This window comes from Amycolatopsis vastitatis, assembly GCF_002234595.1.
GTDB lineage: Bacteria > Actinomycetota > Actinomycetes > Mycobacteriales > Pseudonocardiaceae > Amycolatopsis > Amycolatopsis vastitatis.
Map to the genome: position 1 here is coordinate 88,908 of NZ_NMUL01000040.1, position 21,344 is coordinate 110,251.

18 protein-coding genes are annotated in these 21,344 nt (G+C 72.7%); 6 read left to right on the forward strand and 12 right to left on the reverse strand.

The window, feature by feature from the left end:
• Nucleotides 1–68: 68 nt before the first annotated feature.
• Nucleotides 69–374: a hypothetical protein gene (locus CF165_RS34595; RefSeq protein WP_093951787.1), complete on the reverse strand. Its 306-nt coding sequence runs from the start codon at nucleotides 372–374 to the stop codon at nucleotides 69–71.
• Nucleotides 371–757, reverse strand: a complete 387-nt coding sequence (locus tag CF165_RS34600; RefSeq protein ID WP_093951788.1) for a DUF948 domain-containing protein — start codon at nucleotides 755–757, stop codon at nucleotides 371–373. Before CF165_RS34600 ends, CF165_RS34595 begins: the two co-directional genes overlap by 4 nt.
• 128 nt (nucleotides 758–885) lie before the next feature.
• Between CF165_RS34600 and CF165_RS34605 the strand changes: the two genes are divergently transcribed.
• The gene (locus CF165_RS34605; RefSeq protein ID WP_093951789.1) at nucleotides 886–1,767 is read left to right on the forward strand and encodes a hypothetical protein; all 882 of its coding nucleotides are present in this window, start codon (nucleotides 886–888) and stop codon (nucleotides 1,765–1,767) included.
• Here CF165_RS34605 and CF165_RS34610 read toward each other — a convergent pair.
• The 3 genes from CF165_RS34610 to CF165_RS34620 all read right to left on the reverse strand — a co-directional run bounded on the left by CF165_RS34610 (nucleotide 1,764) and on the right by CF165_RS34620 (nucleotide 4,548).
• Nucleotides 1,764–2,609 carry an NAD(P)-dependent oxidoreductase gene (locus CF165_RS34610; RefSeq protein WP_093951790.1) on the reverse strand — a complete coding sequence of 282 codons (846 nt, stop codon included), beginning with the start codon at nucleotides 2,607–2,609 and terminating at the stop codon, nucleotides 1,764–1,766. The genes CF165_RS34605 and CF165_RS34610 overlap by 4 nt on opposite strands.
• Before the next feature lie 37 nt (nucleotides 2,610–2,646).
• Nucleotides 2,647–3,024 (reverse strand): VOC family protein, encoded by a 378-nt coding sequence (locus CF165_RS34615; protein ID WP_093951791.1) that lies wholly within the window; start codon nucleotides 3,022–3,024, stop codon nucleotides 2,647–2,649.
• Between the two features lie 147 nt (nucleotides 3,025–3,171).
• Complete coding sequence (locus tag CF165_RS34620) at nucleotides 3,172–4,548, reverse strand: replication-associated recombination protein A (RefSeq protein WP_093951792.1); 1,377 nt, start codon at nucleotides 4,546–4,548, stop codon at nucleotides 3,172–3,174.
• 142 nt (nucleotides 4,549–4,690) lie between these two features.
• On the opposite strand from CF165_RS34620, the gene CF165_RS34625 reads away from it, so the two are divergent.
• From CF165_RS34625 to CF165_RS34635, 3 genes are all read left to right on the forward strand, one after another.
• Nucleotides 4,691–5,386, forward strand: a complete 696-nt coding sequence (locus CF165_RS34625) for a TetR/AcrR family transcriptional regulator (RefSeq protein WP_093951793.1) — start codon at nucleotides 4,691–4,693, stop codon at nucleotides 5,384–5,386.
• A gap of 34 nt (nucleotides 5,387–5,420) precedes the next feature.
• Nucleotides 5,421–6,632, forward strand: coding sequence for a cytochrome P450 (locus CF165_RS34630; protein WP_093951794.1), 1,212 nt, complete (start codon nucleotides 5,421–5,423; stop codon nucleotides 6,630–6,632).
• Between the two features lie 62 nt (nucleotides 6,633–6,694).
• Nucleotides 6,695–7,423, forward strand: coding sequence for a metallophosphoesterase family protein (locus CF165_RS34635; protein WP_093951795.1), 729 nt, complete (start codon nucleotides 6,695–6,697; stop codon nucleotides 7,421–7,423).
• Here CF165_RS34635 and CF165_RS34640 read toward each other — a convergent pair.
• The 7 genes from CF165_RS34640 to sthA all read right to left on the reverse strand — a co-directional run bounded on the left by CF165_RS34640 (nucleotide 7,395) and on the right by sthA (nucleotide 16,813).
• Complete coding sequence (locus tag CF165_RS34640) at nucleotides 7,395–8,243, reverse strand: SGNH/GDSL hydrolase family protein (RefSeq protein ID WP_093951796.1); 849 nt, start codon at nucleotides 8,241–8,243, stop codon at nucleotides 7,395–7,397. The two genes, CF165_RS34635 and CF165_RS34640, sit on opposite strands and share 29 nt — an antisense overlap.
• Before the next feature lie 340 nt (nucleotides 8,244–8,583).
• Nucleotides 8,584–9,771 (reverse strand): phosphotransferase, encoded by a 1,188-nt coding sequence (locus tag CF165_RS34645; protein ID WP_093951797.1) that lies wholly within the window; start codon nucleotides 9,769–9,771, stop codon nucleotides 8,584–8,586.
• 79 nt (nucleotides 9,772–9,850) lie between these two features.
• Entirely contained in the window at nucleotides 9,851–10,798 is a 948-nt protein-coding gene (locus tag CF165_RS34650) for a DUF389 domain-containing protein (protein ID WP_167441645.1), read from the reverse strand.
• Nucleotides 10,798–12,573 (reverse strand): aspartate--tRNA ligase, encoded by a 1,776-nt coding sequence (gene aspS / locus CF165_RS34655; protein ID WP_093951798.1) that lies wholly within the window; start codon nucleotides 12,571–12,573, stop codon nucleotides 10,798–10,800. The genes CF165_RS34650 and aspS overlap by 1 nt, the downstream gene beginning before the upstream one ends.
• 94 nt (nucleotides 12,574–12,667) lie before the next feature.
• Entirely contained in the window at nucleotides 12,668–13,270 is a 603-nt protein-coding gene (gene merB, locus CF165_RS34660) for an organomercurial lyase (RefSeq protein WP_093951799.1), read from the reverse strand.
• 155 nt (nucleotides 13,271–13,425) lie between these two features.
• Nucleotides 13,426–15,315 carry an intein-containing Rv2578c family radical SAM protein gene (locus CF165_RS34665; protein WP_205661047.1) on the reverse strand — a complete coding sequence of 630 codons (1,890 nt, stop codon included), beginning with the start codon at nucleotides 15,313–15,315 and terminating at the stop codon, nucleotides 13,426–13,428.
• An 88-nt stretch (nucleotides 15,316–15,403) separates the two neighbouring features.
• A complete protein-coding gene (sthA, locus tag CF165_RS34670) occupies nucleotides 15,404–16,813 on the reverse strand; it encodes a Si-specific NAD(P)(+) transhydrogenase (RefSeq protein WP_240521926.1) in 1,410 nt (469 codons plus the stop codon).
• Nucleotides 16,814–16,903: 90 nt separating this feature from the next.
• Between sthA and CF165_RS34675 the strand changes: the two genes are divergently transcribed.
• A complete protein-coding gene (locus CF165_RS34675) occupies nucleotides 16,904–19,882 on the forward strand; it encodes an ATP-binding protein (protein ID WP_093951801.1) in 2,979 nt (992 codons plus the stop codon).
• Nucleotides 19,883–19,954: 72 nt separating this feature from the next.
• Nucleotides 19,955–21,343: an FAD-binding oxidoreductase gene (locus tag CF165_RS34680; RefSeq protein WP_093951802.1), complete on the forward strand. Its 1,389-nt coding sequence runs from the start codon at nucleotides 19,955–19,957 to the stop codon at nucleotides 21,341–21,343.
• The last annotated feature ends 1 nt before the right edge of the window (nucleotide 21,344 follow it).

The window sequence follows — 21,344 nt, forward strand, 5'->3', positions numbered from 1 at the left end:
AGTCCTAGTAGCTGGTGGCGAAGAACGGGGTCGGCGGCGACGGCGGAAGGGTTCCGGGCAGGCCCGGATCAGCCCTCCGCCCGGCGAGCTCGCCGGACCGGGCGCCGGGCGGCGGCAGCGTGCCGTCCCTCGGCGCGGGGCGCCGTGACGCCCGTCCGCTCCTCGACCATGTCGTGCAGCTCCTGTTCCCGCTCGTTCATGCCCGCGCGCACCTCGGCGCCGAACGAACCGACGGCACCGGCCAGCTCGCGCACGGCTTCACCCAGGTTCGATGCTAACCCGGCCGGGGTGGCCTGACGAGCGGTTTCGGTGGCCTTGCGGGACAGCGCGACGCCGGCGACCACGCCGACGCCGAGCCAGAACAGCCGCCTCATTTGCCGGCCTTCCTCGCGGCCTTCAGGGCGCTCTTCTTCTTGCGCGCCCTGATCGCCTTGCTGAGCCCGTAGGACAGCGCCGCGGTCTTGACGAGCGGGCCGCCTAGCGTCGCGGTGAACACGGACGTCAGCGCGGAGACGTTGCCGGTGACCGCCTGCGCGTTCGCGGTGATCCCGTCGACCCGCTCGAGCTGGGTGTTGACGTGCGTGATCGTCTCGTTCGCGCCGATCAGCAGCGGATCGGTGTTGCTGTTGGTGCGCTCGATCGCCTCGGTGGCCGCGTCCAGCGTCTTGCCGAGCTTGATCAGCGGGATCGCCAGCAGGACGACCAGCACCACGAATGCTCCTGCGGCGATCAACGCGGCGATCTGCCCTGCCGACACGGGCCCTCCTCGGTTCAGGGGTCGGGATGCCGACTGAGGTTACCGCCTGGCCGGGTCCCCGACCGTGTCACCCCGCCCGGCCCCGAAAACGCCTCGCCCCGGCCGTCGCGGGGCGGTACACCTGGGCGATGGGACACGACGACGGACCCGGCCGCCGCGTACTCGCCGGGCCGGCAGGCACGGCGGCCGACGTACTGACCGCGTTGCCCGGCGCCGACCTGACGACGGTCCAACTGGAGGTGGCGCGCCGCCGCGCGGACCGCCTGGCCGCGCCCGACGTGCTGCGCCGGCACCGGGACGACCGGTTCGTCGCGCCGAGCCCGCTGCCGTTCGCCGTGCTGCGGCGGGCCGAGGACGCGCTCTTGACCGCGGCTTCCGCGTTCGACCTGGTCGCGCTCGCGCCGCTGGTGCCGCTGGGCACGCACTCGGTGGTGACCGGGCTGGCGCAGCACCGGATGGTGCCCACCGGCCGCGGCACCGAGGTCGCCGCGGATCCGACGACCGGGCTGGCGCTGGAAGCGGCGGTCCGGCGCACGGGTCTCGCTCCGGTCCGGCTGGCGACGGTCCAGCGGGTGGTCCGCGCCCAGCACGTCGGCGGGGCCGGGCTGTACGCGCACTTTTCGCTGTTCGGCGCGGTGACTGCAGGCCGGGACACCGGCAACCTCGAGTTCGAGCGACGGCACGTCGCCGAGCACGCCCGGCTGATGGTGGCGGGGTGCCGGGCACTGGGCGCGTCCGCCGTCGAGCTGGCGGTGACCGTGCTCGACCCGCGTTTCGCGGACCTGCTCGACGCGGTGGACGTGCCGGTCCGGCCGTTCCCGGAGCGCGAAGGCGGCCGAGGCGGGTACTACGAGGGTCTCTGCTTCAAGGTGTACGCGTCCTTCGGCGGCGAACTCGCCGAAGTCGGCGACGGCGGCTTCACGCCGTGGACGCGCAAGCTCCTGGGCAACGCGAAGGAGCGGCTCATGACGAGCGGCCTCGGCGTCGACCGGCTCGCGACGCTCCTCTAACGCTCCTTGACGACCGCGCGGTAAAGCGCCGCCATGTCTTCGTCGCCGTGGCCCGCTTCGACCGCCGCTTCCAGGTGCTGCAGGACCGCCTTCGCGCCCGCCACGTCGACGTCGTCGCCCGCGGCTTCCACCACCAGCCGGGCGTCCTTCGCGGCCAGCCCGGCCGGGAACGCCGCCGGGTACTCGCCGGACAGCATCGCGGCGCCCTTGACGTGCGCGTAGCCGACGTCCAGCCCGCCGCCCTCGATCGTCTCCAGGAACAGCGCGGGGTCGAGGCCCAGCGCCCGGGCCAGGCCGAGGCTTTCGGCCGTGCCGTTGGTCAGCGCGAGCACCCAGGCGTTCATCACCAGCTTCAGGCGGCTGCCCCGGCCGGCCGGGCCGAGCCACTGCGTCTTCACGCCGACCGCGTCGAACACCGGCGTCGCCTTCGGGCGCGCCTCTTCCGGACCGGACGCCAGGACCTGCAGCTGCGCCTGCTCGGCGGGCTGCCGGGTGCCGAGCACCGGCGCGTCGACGAACACCACGCCCGCCTGCTCGGCCGTGGCGGCCAGGCGGTCGGTCCAGTCGAGGCCGACCGTGCTCATCTGCAGCCACAACGTTCCCGAAGCAGGCGAAGCGGCTTCGAATGCTTCGGCGACGGCGGGGCCGTCGGCCAGCATCGTCACGAGGATGTCCGCGCCTTCGGCCGCCGACGCCGCCGAGTCCGCGATCGTCGCGACGTCAGCGAGGGGCTCGGCCTTTTCGCGGGTCCGGTTCCAGACCCGGACGTCGAGGCCCGCCTTGGCGATGTTGGCCGCCATCGGGGCGCCCATGATCCCGGTTCCGAGAAACGCGACAGTCATGTCGCCATCGTGCCGAAGGCGCGCCGCGCCCGCGCGCTCAGTAGTCGCCGAGGAGGCAGAAGGGGTGGCCCGCCGGGTCGGCGTAGACGCGCCAGCCGCGGCCGCCGAGGTCCGGGTCGAGCAGGCGGCCGCCGTTCGCCAGGACCACGTGGTGCGACTCCCGGAAGTCGTCGACCTCGAAGTCGAGGTGGAACTGCTGGGGGGAGGCCGGGTCGGGCCAGCTCGGCGGCCGGTGGTCCGGCGCTCGCTGGAACCCCAGCACCAGGCCGTTCACGTGGAGGGTCGACCAGTCCTCGTCGACCCGCCAGCGCGGGTCGGGCCGGTCCACCTCGCCGCCGAGCAGCGCCTGGTAGAAGCGGGCGAGCACGACAGGTTCCGGACAGTCCAAGACGACGCACTGCAACGTCGCGGGCACGGGCACGCCTCCTGCCGTCGCGCGGCCCTTCCGGCGTTCCGGGCCGCCTCAGGCCGCGAGCTTACGAAACGCGATGACCCCGGCACCGGCGGCCCGGGATCCGGCGAACGGTGTTCAACGCGGCGTGAAGCCCCCTTCACGCTGAGATCACTGTCCGCGGATCGTCCGGCGCAGCTTCGGGACGCGCTCGGCGAGCGGGCGCTCGGCGCCGCGCTGTGTCGGCTCGTAGTAGTCCTTGCCCACCAGCTCGTCCGGCGGGTACTGCTGCGCCAGCACGCCTTCCGGCACGTTGTGCGGGTACCGGTAGCCCTGAGCGTTGCCCAGTTTCTTGGCTCCCGCGTAGTGCCCGTCGCGCAGGTGCGGCGGGACGGTGCCGGCCAGTCCGGCGCGGACGTCGGCCAGCGCGGCGTCGATGCCCGTCACCACCGCGTTGGACTTCGGCGCGGTCGCCAGGTGGATCGTGGCCTGGGCCAGCGCCAGCCGTCCCTCCGGCATGCCGATGAACTGCACCGCGTGCGCGGCCGCGACCGCCGCCTGCAGGGCCGTCGGGTCGGCCAGGCCGACGTCCTCGCTGGCGTGCACGACCAGCCGCCGGGCGAGGAACCGCGGGTCCTCCCCGGCCTCGATCATCCGGGCCAGGTAGTGCAGCGCGGCGTCCACATCGGACCCGCGGATCGACTTGATGAACGCGCTGATCACGTCGTAGTGCTGGTCGCCGTCGCGGTCGTACCGCACCGCCGCCTTGTCCACAGTGGACTCGACGGTGGCCAGATCGATCGTCTTCGCCTCGGTGGCCGAAGCCGCGTCGGCCGCCGCCTCCAGCGCGGTGAGCGCGCGGCGCGCGTCCCCGCCCGCGAGCCGGACGAGGTGGGCGCGCGCGTCCTCGGTCAGCGTCAGCTCACCGCCGAGGCCGCGCTCGTCGGCCAGGGCACGCTCGATCAGCTCGGTGATGTCGGCGTCGGTCAGCGGGCGCAGCTGCAGCACGAGCGACCGCGACAGCAGCGGGGACACGACCGAGAACGACGGGTTCTCGGTCGTCGCCGCGACGAGCAGCACGGTGCGGTCCTCGACCGCGCCGAGCAGCGCGTCCTGCTGGGTCTTGGAGAACCGGTGCACCTCGTCGATGAACAGCACGGTGTTCTCGGCGTTGTACTGACGGCGCCGCCGCGCCTCCTCGATGACCCCGCGCACTTCCTTGACGCCGGCCGAAAGCGCGGACATCGCGACGAACCGGCGGCCGGTGGCGATCGAGACCAGGTTGGCCAGCGTCGTCTTACCCGTGCCGGGCGGGCCGTAGAGCAGCACCGACGCCGGCGCGGCGCCCTCGACCAGCCGCCGCAGCGGCGCGCCTTCGCGCAGCAGGTGCTGCTGGCCGACGACCTCGCCGAGCGAACGCGGGCGCATCCGCACGGCCAGCGGCGAACTGGCCGGGTCCGCGTGCGGTTCCACGCCCGCGTTCGACCCCGTGCGCTCCGGCGGAGGCGCGATGTCGGCGTTCACGGTAAATAGCTCGTCCTGTGCCACACCGATGACGTTAACCGACACCCCCGACAGAACCCCTTGCCGCGGTCCCCGGATCGGCGCTACCGTCGTGATGACTGGTTGACCGAAAGTGCGATTCCGGTCAACAGGTCAAACGCTCAACGAGCCAGCAGGTGAACGACACATGAGCCATCCCAACCGCGAACGTGCCGACCGCATCCTGGACGCGGCGGGCGAGCTGCTGCTGCGCATGGGCTACCGCAAGGTGGCGATCGACGACATCGCGCGCGCGGTCGGCATCGGCAAGGGCACCGTCTACCTGCACTGGCGCAACAAGGAGCTGCTGTTCCAGGCGCTGATGATGCGCGAATCGGCCGACCTCACCGACGAGATCCTGAGCGCGGTCAAGGCCGACCCGGCGATGATCCTCCCGCACCGGATGATCTCGGCGTCGTTCCGCACCACCCATCGCCGTCCGCTGGTGATGGCGATGCTGCGCGGCAACGCCGAGATGTTCGGCTCGATGGGCGATCTCGCCCTGCGCAAGCAGCAGGACGAGCTGCGCGCGCAGTTCGAGGACACGATGCTGCGGCACGGCCTGGTCCGGACGGACGTGCCGAACCTGTCCTTCGCGATCAACGCCACGACGGTCGGCTTCTACTTCGGCGGAACGCTCACCGACGAGTTCGACGGCATCCCGCTGGAGGCGAGGGCGGACGCCCTCGCGCACGTCATCCGCACCGCTTTCGAGCCGGCCGGCGAGCCCGATCCCGAGGCGGTCGCGGAAGTGGCGGCGGAACTGGGTGCGGCGCTCGAAGAGCTCGTCGCGGGCTACCGGAACGGGATCTACGCACACGATCCCACCAGGGCACCCGGCTGATCCCGGGGCCACACAGGGGAAAGAAGGGGCGGAAATGACCACCACACTGGCGGACACCTGGGGACTCCACGCCTCCCAGTTCTGGCTGCGGGGGAAGCAGCCGGAAAACCGCGTCGAGTTCGCCGCGGAACTGGGGATGTGGAACGTCTACGGGCACCCGGAGATCGAGGAGATCCTCCGCGACCCGGCCACGTTCTCGTCCGACACGACCCGGCTGGTGCCGAAGGAGATGATGCCGGACGCCGACCTCGAAGCGATGTCGGCGGGCAACCTCCTGCAGCTGGACCCGCCACTGCACAACAAGATGCGCAAGCTCGTCAGCCGCGCCTTCACGCCGAAGGTGGTGGCGGACCTCGAGCCGCGGATCGCCGCGATCACCCACGAGATGCTCGACGCCGTCACCACTCCCGGACGGCTGGAACTGGTCGAGGACCTGGCCTACCCGCTGCCGGTGATCGTGATCGCCGAGCTGCTGGGCGTCCCGGCGAGCGACCGGCACCTGTTCAAGGGCTGGGTGGACAAGATGTTCGAGTCCTCCGAGCAGCTTTCGCTGGTGAAGAAGGACGAAAAGCAGGACGAAGCGATCAAGAAGTCCTTGGAGGGCCAGAAGTCGCTCACCGACTACCTCGGCGTGCACGTCGACGAGCGGCGGAAGCAGCCGCGCGAAGACCTGCTGACGAAGCTGGTCGAAGCCGAGGTGGACGGCGAACGGCTGTCGCGCAACGAAGTCGTCAACTTCGCCAACATCCTGCTGCTGGCCGGGCACATCACCACCACGATGCTGCTCGGCAACTCGGTGCTGTGCCTGGACACGCACCGGGAGTGGGACGAGCGGGCCCGCGCGGACCGGTCGCTCGTGCCGCCGGCGATCGAGGAGTCGCTGCGGTTCCTCACGCCGTTCGCGGCGGTGGCCCGCACGACCATGCGGGAGGTCGAGGTGGGTGGCGTCACCGTGCCCGCCGACCAGCTGCTGATGCTCTGGGTGGCGGCGGCCAACCGGGACGAGCGGGTGTTCACCGACCCGGGCACGTTCACCCCGCTGCGCGATCCGAACCCGCACCTGGCCTTCGGCCGCGGTATCCACTTCTGCATCGGCGCGCCGCTCGCGCGGCTGGAGGGCCGGGTGGCACTGAACATCCTGTTCGACCGCTACCCGGCGCTGCGCACGATCCCGGGTGAGCCGCCGAAGTTCCAGGTCAACCCGAACATGACCGGGGTGCGGGAGCTGCCGCTCACCACGGCGTAGGCCGGTTGCGCCCTGGGCGAACACCCTCGCCCGGGGCGCCCGGCTTGCCCGATGGTGGGACGATGAAGGTGGCGGTCCTGTCGGACATCCACGGGGTGCTCCCGGCGCTGGAGGCGGTCCTGGCGGAGCCGGACGTGCTCTCGGCGGACAAGATCGTGCTCCTCGGCGACATGCTGGCGGGCCCGATGCCCGTGGAGACCCTGGACCGGCTGCAGGCACTCGGCGACCGGGCGATCTGGGTCCGCGGCAACGCCGACCGCGAGCTGGCCGAATCGGCTCGCGGCTCGGGGATGTTCGTCCCGGACCCGATCTTCCCCTGGGCGGCGAAGCAGCTGCGCCCGGCGGACCTGCCGGTGCTGGACGCGCTGCCGCTGACGGTGACGGTGGACGGGGTGCTGTTCTGCCACGCGACTCCGCGGGACGACACGGAGATCGTGCTGGTCGACTCGGCCCTGGAGCGCTGGGCGGAGGTGCTGGCGGGCGTTTCCGCGCCGACGGTCGTGTGCGGGCACACGCACATGCCGTTCGTGCGGCTCGCGGACCGGCGGCTGATCGTGAACCCCGGCAGCGTCGGAATGCCTTACGGGACAAGGGGTGCGCACTGGGCGTTGCTCGACGGCGGCGTCGAGCTGCGGCGGACGGAATACGACGCCGAAGCCGCGTGCCGCTTCCTCGCTTCGCGATCGGGCTATCCCGGCATCGAGGAGTGGGCGGACTTCTTCGTCCGCAACCCGGCTTCGGACGTGGAAGCGCTGCGGGTGTTCAGCGCGCGCGGAACGAGTTCCACATGATGACGGCGGCATAGGGCAGGAACTCGCGGCCGCGGCGCCAGAGCCACGGGATCCCCTTGAGCACCAGCCACCCCACGTGTCCCGTGGTGCTCGGTTCGACGCCGCCGCCGCAGGTGAGGCTCACCGGTTCCAGCACGGCGAACCCGGCGTCGGCGAGCAGCCCGGTGAAGCCGCTCGCGAGCATGCGGTGGCCCAGTTCGGAGGGGTGCAGCCGGTCGACGCTCCAGGAGGCCAGGTCGTAGGCGCCGGGCAGCCGGGCGAGATCGAGACAGGGCACGCGTTCGCGGGCGACGACGTCGTCGATGGCCGCGTTGAGTTCGGCGACGCGAGCGCTGAGGGCACGCTTGAGCGACGGCGGGAGGCGGAACACCTTGCTGTGGTCGTGGAAGCGGACGGGCAGCACAGTGGTCCCAGTCTCGCGGAGGCGCCGGATCACGTCGCTGAGATCGGCGGCGATCCGCGCGGCGTCGAAGTCCGGGCGGAGGGTGTCGTTCATGCCGGCGACGAGCAGGGCCACGTCAGGCCGGTGGGCGACGGCGGCGGGGACCTGTTCGGTGAGCACGCACCGCATCCTGGCCCCGGCGAAGGAGGGGTTGAGGTAACCGCCCGGTTCGACACCGAGCGCGGCGGCGACCAGGGGGCCGACGCCGCGCCAGCCACCGCGCCGCGGAAGGGGGTCACCGAGCCCGACGGCGGTGGAGTCGCCCAGAACGACCAGGCGCCGGGCTCGTTTGAGCGGCGTTCCGGGACGTTCGGGGGGCTCGGGCTGCTCGGGCCGGGGAGTGACATCGACGCTCATCACGGTCACGTCCACGACCATCGGCCACGGAGACTCACACCCGGTGAGGACGAGGTAACGCGGCCCCGACACCGGGCCTAATTCTTGACGCTCACCTCACCGGCGCCGGAAACGTCCTGTTCACGACGGCGAGGTTTGCCAGCCGTCCGGAAGCGCCCCTTGAGAGGCTCACCGGCATGAACGGCACGCTGAAGCATGACCGGCACCCCACCCAGACCTCCCCCGCCACCCCGATACGAAGCCAGAACACGGCCGGTAGCGCCGGGTCAAGGCACGCTTTCCCGCCTTGACGCGGCGCTACCGCCGTAGTCACAATCCGGCTTCGGGGTGGTGGGTCACTGAACTGCAGCTGTGGACAACGTCACCGGAACGCGGGGTAGAACGCCAGGTCGGCGTGCGGTCCCAGGCGGGCCGCCAGTGCCGCCGCCACCTTGGCCGCGAACTCCGGCACCGCCGCCATCCGGACGTAGCCCGCGTGCTTGGCCAGGTCCCGCCACCACGTCACGAACGCCGCCTCGCGGCTCACCGGGGCGGCCTGGCGGGACAGGTCGAGCGAGCTCAGCTCCTCCCCCGTGATCAGCCAGACCCGCAGCAGCTCGCTGGCGGTCAGGTGGGTGGCGAGGACGTCGTCGTCGGTGAAGGCCGGCCACACTCCCACCACCTCCGCGCGCCACGCCGCGATCATCGCCTCGCTCATCCCGGCCGGGAGGGCGAGCGCGTCCGGCCAGCTCGCGAACGGCAGCCGCAGGTGGGCGGCGTCGACCAGGGCCGAGCGGACGCAGCCGTACTCGAAGTCGAGGAAGCGGACGCCTTCGCCGGTGACCAGGTTGTTGTCCGGGCTCAGCTCGACCGGGCTGAACGCCCGGAAGCCCGCCGCACGCGACTGCTCCAGCGCCACCGTCACCTGGGCGCGCACCGCGTCCGGCACCGTGATGCCCAGCCGCTCCTGCAGCAGCGTCGGCACTTCCGCGCACAGCTCGTCGACGTCGCCGGAGTCGCTCTTCGCCGGGCCACCGAGCCGCCGCAGGAGCGCGTTGAAGTCCGGTTCGCGCCCGGCCGTGCTCGCGTGCAGCCTGCCCAGCGACCGGGCCCACGACAGCAGGGCGCGCTCGGCCGCGCGGGAGTCGCGCGCGTAGAGCTTGTCCTCCAGCGTCGGCGTGCGGCCGAGGTCCTCCAGCACGAGCACGCGGTGGCGGCCGTCGTGGGCCAGCAGCTCCGGGCACATCCGCTCGTCCGGCGAGAGCGCGGTGAACAGCTGGTAGCTGACCGCCTCGTGCGCGAACGGGTCGGCGGCGCCCGGCTCCGGCGGATCCGGGTAGTGCTTGATCACCAGCGTGCGCGGCAGCGCGAACGACGACGACACCACCCTCGCGCGGACCACCGTGGCGGGCCCGCTCCCCGCGAGGTCCTCGGGCGCGACCAGGGTGATCGCGCTGCCGAAGCGCCGCGATAGAACGGACTCACCCGCCGTGACCGCGGCCGCGACGGCGAGGTGCTCGGCTCCTGCCCCGACCCCAGCGTCGCCGGCGGAGGAGGTGTCGACTGTCATTGTCACCGACCCTACTCGTGACTGAGCAACCATGACTACTGACATCCGGACAAGAAGACGCATCCCGCCCGGACACGGGTCACCCGCGTGAAAGCGGACGCATTCCCGCGGGTGAACGTTGCCCATTCCGGCGCACGATCAACACAATGGCCGCTGCTGCAACGATTCCGAGAAGGTTGACGAGCAGCTGCCCGACGGACTGGAGGCACCGGCTCCACTCCCCCGCCACGGCCGCGACGACCGCGTACCCGGCGGCCGGCACCGTGGTCACGGAGATGAACACGCCCACCAGCGCGGCCGACTTCGCCGACGTCATGGCGAGCATTCCGGCGGCGCCGGCGAGCATCGCCACGACCAGTGACGGCGCCCCGACGGAGAACACGAAGTCGACCTCGTTGTGCTGTTGCAGCTCGAACGCCTTCTCGCCGAAGACGTCCGTCGCGCGGACCAGCAGCGTGCCGCCGAGCGTGACCACCATGGCGAGCGGGAAGCCGACGCCGAGCGCGACCGCCGCCTGCCGGATCAGCTGCCCGTGCCGCAGCACCAGGCCGACGGCGAGCGCGGCCAGTGGCCCGAACTCCGGTCCGACGACCATCGCGCCGACGATCGTCACCGAGGAGTCGGTGAGCACGCCGACGGCCGCGAGCAGGCACGCGATGGTGAGGAACGTCAGGAACGTCACGTTCAGCCGCGACTCCTCGCCCGTCCGGCCGAGGAGCTCCTGCCAGACGACGGCGTCGGCCGCTTCGCCCGGCGCCGCTTCCTCCGCGTTGTCGGCGGCGTCGGACAGCGCGGTGTCGAGTGCTTCGAGCGTGATCCCGCCGGTGTGGTCGAGGTCGAGCCCGCACAGCGCGTCGACGATCTCGTCCGCCGCCTCGCGCGCGATGTCGGCCTCGACCAGGTCACCCTCGGGGTCCACGGCGGCGCCGCGGTGCACGATGAGGTGTGCCGTCCCGGCGTGGGCCCGCAGGATGTCGAGCGCTTCGGCGGTCTTGTCCTGCGGGCACACGGCCCTGAGGTGCAGCACTAGTTCTGCGGGGCGGGGGCCGGCTTCGCGTCGATGCCGGCCTCCTTGCGCTGCTGCGCGGTGATCGGCGCGGGCGCCGCGGTCAGCGGGTCGTAGCCGCCGCCGGTCTTCGGGAACGCGATCACGTCCCGCAGCGAGTCGGCCTTGGCCAGGAGCATGACGATACGGTCCCAGCCGAAGGCGATGCCGCCGTGCGGCGGGGGGCCGAACTGGAAGGCGTCGAGGAGGAAGCCGAACTTCTCCTGCGCCTCCTTCTCGCCGAGGCCCATCAGGCTGAAGACGCGCTTCTGGACGTCGCCGCGGTGGATACGGATCGAGCCGCCGCCGATCTCGTTGCCGTTGCACACGATGTCGTAGGCGTAGGCGAGCGCGTTGCCCGGGTCCTGCTCGAACTTGTCGATCCACTCCGGGGTCGGCGAGGTGAAGGCGTGGTGCACCGCGGTCCACTTGCCGGAGCCGACGGCGACGTCGTCGCCGATGTCCTCGACCGGCGCGAACAGCGGCGCGTCGACGACCCACACGAACGACCAGGCGTTCTCGTCGATCAGGCCGAGGCGCTTGCCGATTTCGTCGCGCGCGGCGCCCAGCAGCGGCTGGGTGCTCGACGCCTTGCCCGCGGAGAAGAAGATGCAGTCGCCCGGCTTGGCGCCCGCCGCGGCGGCGACGTTCTCGCGCTCGGTCTCGGACAGGTTCTTCGCGACCGGGCCGCCGAGCGTGCCGTCCTCGTTCACGAGGATGTACGCGAGGCCGCGCGCGCCGCGCTGCTTCGCCCATTCCTGCCACGCGTCGAGCTGGCGCCGCGGCTGGTCCGCGCCGCCCGCCATCACGACCGCGCCGACGTACGGGGCCTGGAACACGCGGAACGGCGTGTCGGCGAAGAACTCCGTCATGTCGGTGATCTCGAGGTCGAAGCGCAGGTCCGGCTTGTCCGAGCCGTACTTGGCCATCGCCTCGTGGTAGGTGATGCGCGGGATGGGCCGCGGGATCTCGTGCCCGACCAGCTTCCACAGCGCGGAGACGATGTCCTCGCCGAGCGCGATGACGTCGTCCTGCTCGACGAAGCTCATCTCGATGTCGAGCTGCGTGAACTCCGGCTGCCGGTCGGCGCGGAAGTCTTCGTCGCGGTAGCAGCGGGCGATCTGGTAGTACCGCTCCATGCCGCCGACCATCAGCAGCTGCTTGAACAGCTGCGGCGACTGCGGCAGCGCGTACCAGGAGCCGGGCTTGAGCCGGGCGGGCACCAGGAAGTCGCGCGCGCCTTCGGGCGTGGAACGGGTCATCGTCGGGGTCTCGATCTCGACGAAGTCCTGAGCGTGCAGCACCTCGCGCGCGGCGCGGCTGACCTCGCTGCGCAGCCGCATGGCCGCGGCCGGGCCGCTGCGGCGGAGGTCGAGGTAGCGGTGCTTGAGCCGGATCTCTTCGCCGACGTCGACGCGGTCGTCGATCGGGAACGGCAGCGGCGCGGCCTCGGAAAGCACCTCGAGCTGGGTCGCGAGGACCTCGATCTCGCCGGTCGGGATCTCGGCGTTCGCGTTGCCCTCGGGCCGCTTGGCGACCTCGCCGACGATCTTGACGCAGAACTCGGAGCGGAGCGCGTGGGCGCGCTCGGCCATCTCGCCTTCGCGGAAGACGACCTGGGCGACGCCGCTGGCATCGCGGAGGTCGATGAAGATGACGCCGCCGTGATCGCGCCGCCGGGCCACCCATCCGGTGAGGGTGACGGTCTGTCCGGCCTGTCCGGCACGCAGGGTGCCGGCGTTGTGAGTGCGGAGCACTGCGACTGCTCTCCTTCGACATGGGGGTTCTCGCCGCTTGAAGGCTAACGAACCACCCAGCCTACGACGTCGGCAGGCTCGCCCGGCGTGGTGGTCAGAGGACGTACTTGGGCCGGGTCTCCAGCGCCGCGACCAGGCGGTGGGCCTGGGCCAGGTAGGCCGCCACCTGGTAGATGCGCCCGCCCGGGTGCGCCACCAGCCAGCTCGCCGCCGCGGTGGCGGAGGCGAAGAACGGCTGGCCCGCACAGGCCACCCCGTCGACCCCGTCGAGCCCGAACCCGAGGTCGACCGCCGCGACCACCGCCGACGGCGGGTCGGCCAGCAGGATCGCGTGGGACGTCAGTTCGATGCGGATGCGCGTCCCGGTGACCGGGCAGATCGCCGCCGCGTGGACGCGCTCGCCGGTCGCGATGGCCAGGAGGAACATGTCGACGGTGCCGTCCGGGCCCGCGCCGAGGGTGCCCTCGGCCGGCTCGAGGCGGTGGCGGGCGCCGCGGGGCGCCGGGCCGGTCGACACGAGGTCCCGGTGCAGGGTGAACCCGATCAGCTCGACCAGCCGCCGGGCCTCGGCCGGGGTGACGCCGACGGTCGCGGCCAGCCGGTCGACGCCCACCGGGTGCCGGCCGGCCCGGGTCAGCTTCAGCGCGGCCCAGGCGAGCCGGGCGGCTGCGACACGGTCGGTCTGCGAGGTCGTCATCGTCCGGCTCCTTTCGGGATCGATCCCTTCGACGTTAGGCGCCGGTGAGGCGGGACGACAACGACACGACCGGACATTTTGCCGCAAACCGAAGACACCGGGTCACATAGCCCCGAACGGCCCAGTACGTCACCCGATGAGTCCACAGAGGACCGTCACAGCAGGCGCAGCTGCTCGGCGGGCGCGGGTGCGGCCGCCGGCAGCTCGGGACCACGAGCGTCGAAACCGCTCTTGCGATCCAGACCGTGCCGCCGCAGCAACGGCCCGACCCGCTCCGCCAGCCGCTCCCGGTACGCCTTCTGGACGTAGCTGCCGCGCGCGTACAGCTCCCGGTACCGCGGGACGAGCGCCGGGTACGAGCCGGCCAGCCAGCGGCCGAACCACTCGCGGGCGCCGGGCCGCAGGTGCAGCGCGAACGCCGTGACGCTCGTCGCACCGACCTCGGCGAGCTGTGCGAACAGCGCGTCCAGCGCCTCCTCGGAGTCGGTCAGGTACGGCAGCACCGGCGCCACCAGCACCGAGCACGGCAACCCGGCCTCACGCGCCTTGCGGACGAGCTCCAGCCGCGCCCGCGGGCTCGGCGTCCCGGGTTCGAGGCGGTGCTGCAGCTCTTCGTCGAGAAGCGCGATCGACACGGCGAGGCCCACCGGCACGTCGCGGGCGACGTCCCGCAGCAGCGGCAGGTCCCGCGCCAGCACGGTGCCCTTCGTCAGCACCGACAGCGGCGTCCCCGAGCGGGCCAGCGCCGTGATGATCCCCGGCATCAGCCGGTAGCGGCCCTCGGCGCGCTGGTACGGATCGGTGTTGGTGCCCATCGCGACGTGCTCGCGCCGCCACGACGGCTTCTTCAGCTGCGCCGCCAGCACCTGCGGTGCGTTGATCTTCACGACCACCTGGGTGTCGAAGTCGCGGCCGGCGTCGAAGTCGAGGTAGGTGTGGGTGTTCCGGGCGAAGCAGTTGTGGGACACCATGCCGTCGGCCACGAAGTCGCCGGTGCCGGTGGTGATGTCGAACAGCGGCAGCTGCAGGCCCAGCGGCTCGATCGCGTCCACGCGACGGCGGCTCGCGCCGATCACCGCGCCGTCCAGGGACCGCTTCCAGCCCACCGCGGGGTTGCTCACGTGCAGGAACCGCAGCACCTCGCCGATCCCGCCGAGCAGCCGGATCTCCTGGCGGGTCGGGAACTTCGGGACCTCGTCGAGCTGGTGGGCGAAGCCGAACCGGGCGAGCGCGGCGACGAAGGCGTCGGCGATCTCGGGCTCGTCGTGCGCCACGGCGAGCTGCCCGCGGCCGTACCCGCCGGCGAGGTCGAAGACGCCGGCCAGGAACCCGCGCTGCCAGTGCGCGTCCGGTTCGGCCGGGACCTGCAGGAACGCGACCGACGCCCCGAAGTCCGGCAGGTACTCGAGCGCGCGCGCCGCGGCGTCGGTCTCGGCGGCGAACCCGCCGGAGCGCAGCATCCCGCACAGGTAGCCGGCCCGGTACCCGAGCGTCTCGTCCGGCGTCGGCTCGAACCGGCCGACGCCGATCAGCTCGGTGCCGGGCTCCAGGTGCGGCCGCTGCGCGGCGCCGAACTTGCTGCCGGTGACGTGCTTCCAGCCCTTGGCCGTGAGGAACCGGTGATCGCCGCCGGCGACGAGCCGGGTGCCGTCCTCGAGCGTCACGCGGTAGGCGTCGCGCAGGGTCGTCCAGTGCGCGAGGACCCGGGTGGGCACCAGCCGCCGGGACGCGCCGTGGCCGCGGGTGCCGTAGATCTCGTCGCCGACCTTCAGCTCGGACAGCGCCTTCGTCCGGCCGTCCGCCATCAGGATCCGGGTGCCGCCTTCGAGGCAGTAGGTGCAGGCGTGGGAGCAGCCGCGGTAGGGGTTGACGGTCCAGCCGAACGGCACCCCCGACCCCGCGGGCACCTTGTTCAGCACCGACCGCGCGTGCACCTCGTGGAAGGTGACGCCGTCGAATTCCGGTGACCGCACCGATCGCACCAAGCCCTCGAGCCCGGGCAGTGCCGGTTCACCCTCCCCTGTCCGCTGCCGATCCCATCGCACGGCGCCAGTCGAACATATGTTCTAGACGGGTGTCAAACCGGTTCGGGACAAGCGGATCACGTGGTGCTGGTGTGGCTACTGGGACGGCTCAGGCGAAGCGGTCCAGCGCGCGGATCTTGTTGGTCGCGTCCAGGGCCGCGACCTTGTACGCCTCCGAAAGGGTCGGGTAGTTGAACACCGCGTCGACGAGGTAGTCGACCGTGCCGCCGCAGCCCATCACCGCCTGTCCGATGTGGACCAGGTCGGTCGCGCCGGTGCCGAACACGTGCACGCCCAGCAGCTTCCGGTCCGCCGTGGACACCAGCAGCTTCAGCATGCCGTAGCTGTCGCCGGTGATCTGGCCGCGCGCCAGCTCCCGGTAGCGGGCGATGCCGACCTCGTACGGCACCGAAGACGACGTCAGCTGGGCCTCCGTCGCGCCGACGTAGGAGATTTCCGGGATCGTGTAGATGCCGATCGGCTGCAGCGCGCCCAGCCCGTTCGCCGGCTCGCCGAACGCGTGGTACGCCGCGAGCCTGCCCTGATCCATCGACGTCGCCGCCAGGGCCGGGAAGCCGATCACGTCGCCGACCGCGTAGATGTGCGGCACCTCGGTGCGGTAGTGCTCGTCGACCGCCAGCCTGCCGCGCTCGTCCGCGGACAGGCCCGCCGCCTCCAGGGTGAGCTCGCCGGTCATGCCCTGGCGGCCCGCGGAGTACATGACGCCGTCGGCCGGGATGCGCTTGCCGCTGACCAGCGTGGTGATCGTCGCGTCGTCGGACACCGCGACGTCGGCGACCTTCTCCCCGAAGCGGAACGTGACGCCGAGGTCGCGCAGCTGGAACTTGAGCGACTCGACGATCTCGGGGTCGCAGAAGTCCAGCATGTGGTCGCGCTGCTCGACGACGGTGACCCGCGAGCCGAGCGCGGCGAACATCGACGCGTACTCGATCCCGATCACCCCGGCCCCGACCACGACCAGCGACGACGGGATCTGCTCGAGCCGCAGGATCTCGTCGGAGTCGAGCACGCGCGCGGCGTCGAAGTCGACCTGTTTCGGCCGCGCGGGCCGGGTCCCGGTGGCGATCACGACGTAGTCCGCGGACAGCGTCCGCCGGTCGCCGCGGTGGCGGCCCTCGACGAGGACGGTGTGCGGGTCGGCGAACGAGCCGGTGCCGGCGATCAGGTCGACGTGGTTGCGCAGCAGCTGCGCGCGCACGACCTGGACCTCGCGCCCGACCACGTGCTGGGTGCGCGCCAGCAGGTCGGCGATGGTGATGTCCTGCTTGACCCGGTAGCTCGCGCCGTAGAGCTCGCGCTGGTTCATGCCGGTCAGGTAGAGCACCGCTTCGCGCAGTGTCTTGGACGGGATCGTGCCGGTGTTGACACACACCCCGCCGACCATGTCGTGCCGGTCGACGACCGCCACCCGCTTGCCGAGCTTCGCCGCGGCGATCGCGGCCTTCTGTCCGCCGGGGCCCGAACCGATGACGATGAGGTCGTACTCGTGCTCGCTCACGACGTCGAGCCTGCGCACCCGGCGGCCCCGGCGCAACCCCTTGCCGGTGAAGATCCGCCGGTGACCCCGCCGCGGGGTTAGCGTGGCCGGGTGCTGCGGGTTTCGCTGCTGGGCGAGCAGGTGATCGCCGACGACGCGACCGGCGCCGTGCTGACGCGGTCGCCGCGGTCGGTCGCGCTGGTGGCCTACCTCGTCGTGCACGCCGGCCTGGCGCAGCCGCGGCGCCTCATCGCCGGGCTGTTCTGGCCGGACTCCACCGACGCGCAGGCGCTGACCAACCTGCGCCGCGAACTCCACCAGCTGCGCCACGTGCTGGGCGAGCAGCCGTCGCTGGCCGTCACCGGGCGCGACCTGTGCTGGCGCGACACGCCGACGAGCCGGGTGGACGTCCGGGAGTTCGACCTCGCCCGCCGGGCCGCGCTGGCCACCGGGGACGCCAGGGGCGTGCTCGCCCACGCCGACGCCGCGCTGGCCGCCTACCGCGGCGAGCTGCTGCCGGGCCTGACCGACGACTGGGTCCTGGCGGCCCGCGCCGAGCTCGACCGCCAGTGCGTCGAACTGTGCGACCTGATCTGCCGGACGCCGTCGGGCGACCCGGCCGCCGCGCTCGCCGCCGCGCGCCGCCGGATCCGCCTGCGCCCGCTGGAGGAGACCGGCTACCGGACGCTGATGCGGCTGCAGGCCGACGCCGGCGACCGGGCGGGCGCGGTGAGCACCTACCACCGGTGCGCGTCGGTCCTCGAACACGAGCTCGGGGTCGTGCCCGCCGAGCCGACGCGCGCGGCGCTGCGCCGGCTGCTCGCCCGGCCCGGCCCCGAGGTCGGGCGGGCGGCGGCGCCCGGGCTCGTCGGCCGGGCCGCCGAGCTGGCCCGGCTCGGTGAGGCGTGGCGCGCGGCCGCCGCGGGCCGGGCCGGGGTCGCCCTCGTCCGCGGGGACGCCGGGGTGGGCAAGACGCGCCTGGTCACCGAGCTCGCCGTGCTGGCCCGCGCGGAAGGCGCCGTGGTGGCCACCGGCCGCTGCTTCGGTTCGGCCGGGCAGCTCCCGCTGGCGCCGGTGGCCGAGTGGTTGCGCACCCCGGCCGTCCAGCGGGCGGCGGCCGCCCTGGACCCGGTGTGGCGGGCCGAAGTCGACCGGCTGCTGCCGGCCGCGCGGCCGGTCGCGGGCGGGCACCCGATGGTCGACGCGTGGCAGCGCCTGCGGTTCTTCGAGGGGCTGGCCCGCGCGCTCACCGCCGGTGAACGCCCCGTCCTGCTCGTCCTCGACAACGCGCAGTGGTGCGACGAAGAGACCAGCGCGTTCGTCACCTTCTGCCTCGGTCTCGTGCCGGAGGCGCCCCTGCTGGTCGCCGTGACCCTTCGCGAAGGCGGGGCCGGGACCTGGATCACCCAGCTGCGCGAGGACGGCAAGCTGACCGAGCTCCCCCTGCGTCCCTTCGACGCCGACGGCACGGCTCGCCTCGGCGAAGCGGTCGCCGGGCGCCCGCTGTCCGATTCGGACCGGACGCTGTTGCACGCGGCCACCGGCGGGTTCCCGCTGTACGTCGTGGAAGCCTTGCGCGCCAACGCTTCCCCGCCGGCCGGGCGGCTGTCCGGGGTGCTGCGGGCCCGGCTCGAGCAGCCCGGCCCGGCGGCCCGCGAGGTCGCCGGGCTGGCCGCCGCGGCCGGCCGGGACGTCACCCTGGAGCTGCTCACCGAAGCCAGCGACCTCGACGCGGACACCGTCGTCGACGCGGTCGACGAGCTGTGGCGGCGCCGGATCCTGCGCGAGGTCGGCGGTGGCTACGACTTCACCCACGACCTGCTGCGCGACGCCGCCTACCAGCAGGTCAGCCCGCCGCGCCGGTGGCTGCTGCACCGGCGGCTGGCGCAGGGCATCGAGCTGCTGCACGCCGGCGACCCCGACGCCGTGGCCGTGCAGCTGGCCGAGCAGTACGCCCGCGGCGGCCGCCCGGACCGTGCCGTCGAGCACTACCGGCGGGCCGCGGCCGTCGCCGCGCGGACCTTCGCCCACGCCGAAGCGATCCGGCTGCTGAAGGAAGCGCTGGCGCTCGTCCGCGCGCGGCCGCCCAGCGGCAACCGGGACCGCTCCGAACTCGCCGTCCTCGAAGCGCTCGCCGGGCCGCTCAACGCGCACCAGGGCTACGCCTCTCCCGAGCTGCAACGCACCCTGGAGCAGTCGCTCGCGCTCGCGGAATCCCTGGACAGCCAGGATTCCGCGCTGACCGCGCTGCTGGAGCTGTGGTCGTCCCAGTTCGTCCAGGGCCGGACCGCGCAGGCGCACGAGTCGGCCGAACGCGCGCTCTCGCTGCTCGTCCCCGGGACGAGCCCGGAGCTGAGCGGCTCGGCGCACTTCATCGTCGCGGGTTCGTCGGTGAGCCTCGGCCGCCCGGCCGAGGGGCTGCGGCACTTCGAGCTGGGGGCCGAGCGCACGCGGGGCGCGTCGACCTGGCCGATCGGCACCCGGCCCGACATCCACGGCCCGGCCTGGGCGGCCCACGCGCAGTGGCTGCTCGGCCACGACGACGCCGCGGTGGCGAGCAGCGCCGAAGCCGTCGAGCGGGCCCGCGCGGCCGGGCACCCGTACAGCCTGACCATCGCGCTGGCCTACGCCGGGATCACCCACCAGCTGCGCCGCGACCGGCCCACGCTGTCGGCGGCCGTGGCGGAGCTGCGCGCCCTGTGCGACCGGTACGGGTTCGCCTACTACCGGGAGTGGGCGCTGGTGCTGGGCGGCTGGGCCCGCGGCGGCGCGGCGGGGCTGGCCGCCACCCAGGAGGGCGTCGCGCACCTCAAGGCCGAGGGGGCGTTCGCCCGGATGCCGTACTGGCTGACGCTGGTGGCCGAGCTGTCCGCGCCCGAAGCGGCCCGCGCGACGCTGGACGCGGCGCTCGCCGCCGGCGAGGCCCGCGACGACCGCTGGTGGCTGCCGGAGGTGCTGCGGCTGCGGGCCGCGCACGACGCCGATCCGGGCCCCCGCCTGCGGGCCGCCGCGGAGCTGGCCCGCGCCCAGGGCAGCGTCGCGCTGCTGCGGCGGTGCGAGGCGGATCTCGCCGGCTCCGGACCGTCCTGAACGGACCGAACGCTTCGCGAACGCCTGGTGCCTACGTTCGCCCTGAACCGGAAAATCCGAGAGGGGCCACCCATGACCACCACCGCGTTGCCACACGAAGCCTTGGCCGCCACTCTGCGCGGCAGACTCGTCACGCCGGCGGACCCGGGCTACGACGAAGCCCGCGCCGTCTACAACGCCATGATCGACAAGCGGCCGGCGGCGATCGCCTACTGCCGCGACGCCGCCGACGTCGTCACCTGCGTCCGCTACGGCCGCGAACGGGGCCTGGACCTCGCCGTGCGCGGCGGCGGCCACAACGCGGGCGGCCTCGGCGTCGCCGACGACGCGCTGGTCATCGACCTGTCCGGGCTGCGCAGCACCACGGTCGACCCGGTGCACCACACCGTCCGTGCCGACGCCGGCTGCACGTGGGGCGACGTCGACCACGCGACGGTCGCGTTCGGCATGGCGACGCCGTCGGGCATCGTCGCGTCCACCGGCGTCGCGGGCCTGACCCTCGGCGGCGGCATCGGCTACCTGGCCCGCCGCTTCGGGCTGACCGTCGACAACCTGCTCGCCGCGGACGTCGTGCTCGCGGACGGCTCGTTCGTGCAGGCTTCGGAGTCTTCGCACGCCGACCTGTTCTGGGCGCTGCGCGGCGGCGGCGGCAACTTCGGCGTCGTCACGTCGTTCACGTTCCGCTGCCACGACATCGGCGAGCACGGCTCGGTGATCGCCGGACCGGTGCTCTACGACCTGGCCAACACGCCGGACGTGCTGCGCTGGTACCGGGAACTGCTGCCGTCGCTGCCGGAGGAGCTGAACGGCTGGTTCGGCCTGCTGACCGTGCCACCCGCACCGCCGTTCCCGGAGGAGCTGTGGGGCCGCAAGGCGTGCGGCATCGTCTGGTGCTACACCGGAGCACACGCGAAGGCGGACGAGGTGCTCGCGCCGGTCCGCGACTTCGGCTCGCCGCTGCTGGTGGGTTTGCAGGAGATGCCGTACACGGCGCTGCAGGGCGCGTTCGACGCGCTGTACCCCGCCGGGCTGCAGTGGTACTGGCGCGCGGACGTGTTCCACGAGATCTCCGACGCGGCGATCGACATCCACCTCAAGCACGGCGAGGCGTTGCCGACGATGCATTCGTCGATGCACCTCTACCCGATCGACGGCGCGGCGAGCCGGGTCGCCCCGGACGCGACGGCGTTCCCGCACCGCTCGGGCGGCTGGTCGGGCGTGATCGTCGGCGTCGACCCGGCGCCGGAGAACGCGGAAGCGATCTCGCGGTGGACCCGGGACTACTGGGAGGAACTGCACCCGACCTCGGCGGGCGGAGCGTACGTCAACTTCATGATGGAGGAGGGCCAGGACCGCGTCCGGTCGTCGTACCGGGGCAACTACGAGCGGCTGGCCGCGGTCAAACGCCGGTACGACCCGGAGAACGTGTTCCACGTCAACCAGAACATCCGCCCGGCCTAGG

Coding starts and splice junctions, on each gene's coding strand:
- CF165_RS34595 (WP_093951787.1), bottom strand. CDS start 374: ATGAGGCGGCTGTTCTGGCTCGGCGTCGGCGTGGTCGCCGGCGTCGCG.
- CF165_RS34605 (WP_093951789.1), top strand. CDS start 886: ATGGGACACGACGACGGACCCGGCCGCCGCGTACTCGCCGGGCCGGCA.
- CF165_RS34610 (WP_093951790.1), bottom strand. CDS start 2,609: ATGACTGTCGCGTTTCTCGGAACCGGGATCATGGGCGCCCCGATGGCG.
- CF165_RS34625 (WP_093951793.1), top strand. CDS start 4,691: ATGAGCCATCCCAACCGCGAACGTGCCGACCGCATCCTGGACGCGGCG.
- CF165_RS34630 (WP_093951794.1), top strand. CDS start 5,421: ATGACCACCACACTGGCGGACACCTGGGGACTCCACGCCTCCCAGTTC.
- CF165_RS34635 (WP_093951795.1), top strand. CDS start 6,695: ATGAAGGTGGCGGTCCTGTCGGACATCCACGGGGTGCTCCCGGCGCTG.
- CF165_RS34640 (WP_093951796.1), bottom strand. CDS start 8,243: ATGGTCGTGGACGTGACCGTGATGAGCGTCGATGTCACTCCCCGGCCC.
- CF165_RS34645 (WP_093951797.1), bottom strand. CDS start 9,771: ATGACAGTCGACACCTCCTCCGCCGGCGACGCTGGGGTCGGGGCAGGA.
- merB (WP_093951799.1), bottom strand. CDS start 13,270: ATGACGACCTCGCAGACCGACCGTGTCGCAGCCGCCCGGCTCGCCTGG.
- CF165_RS34680 (WP_093951802.1), top strand. CDS start 19,955: ATGACCACCACCGCGTTGCCACACGAAGCCTTGGCCGCCACTCTGCGC.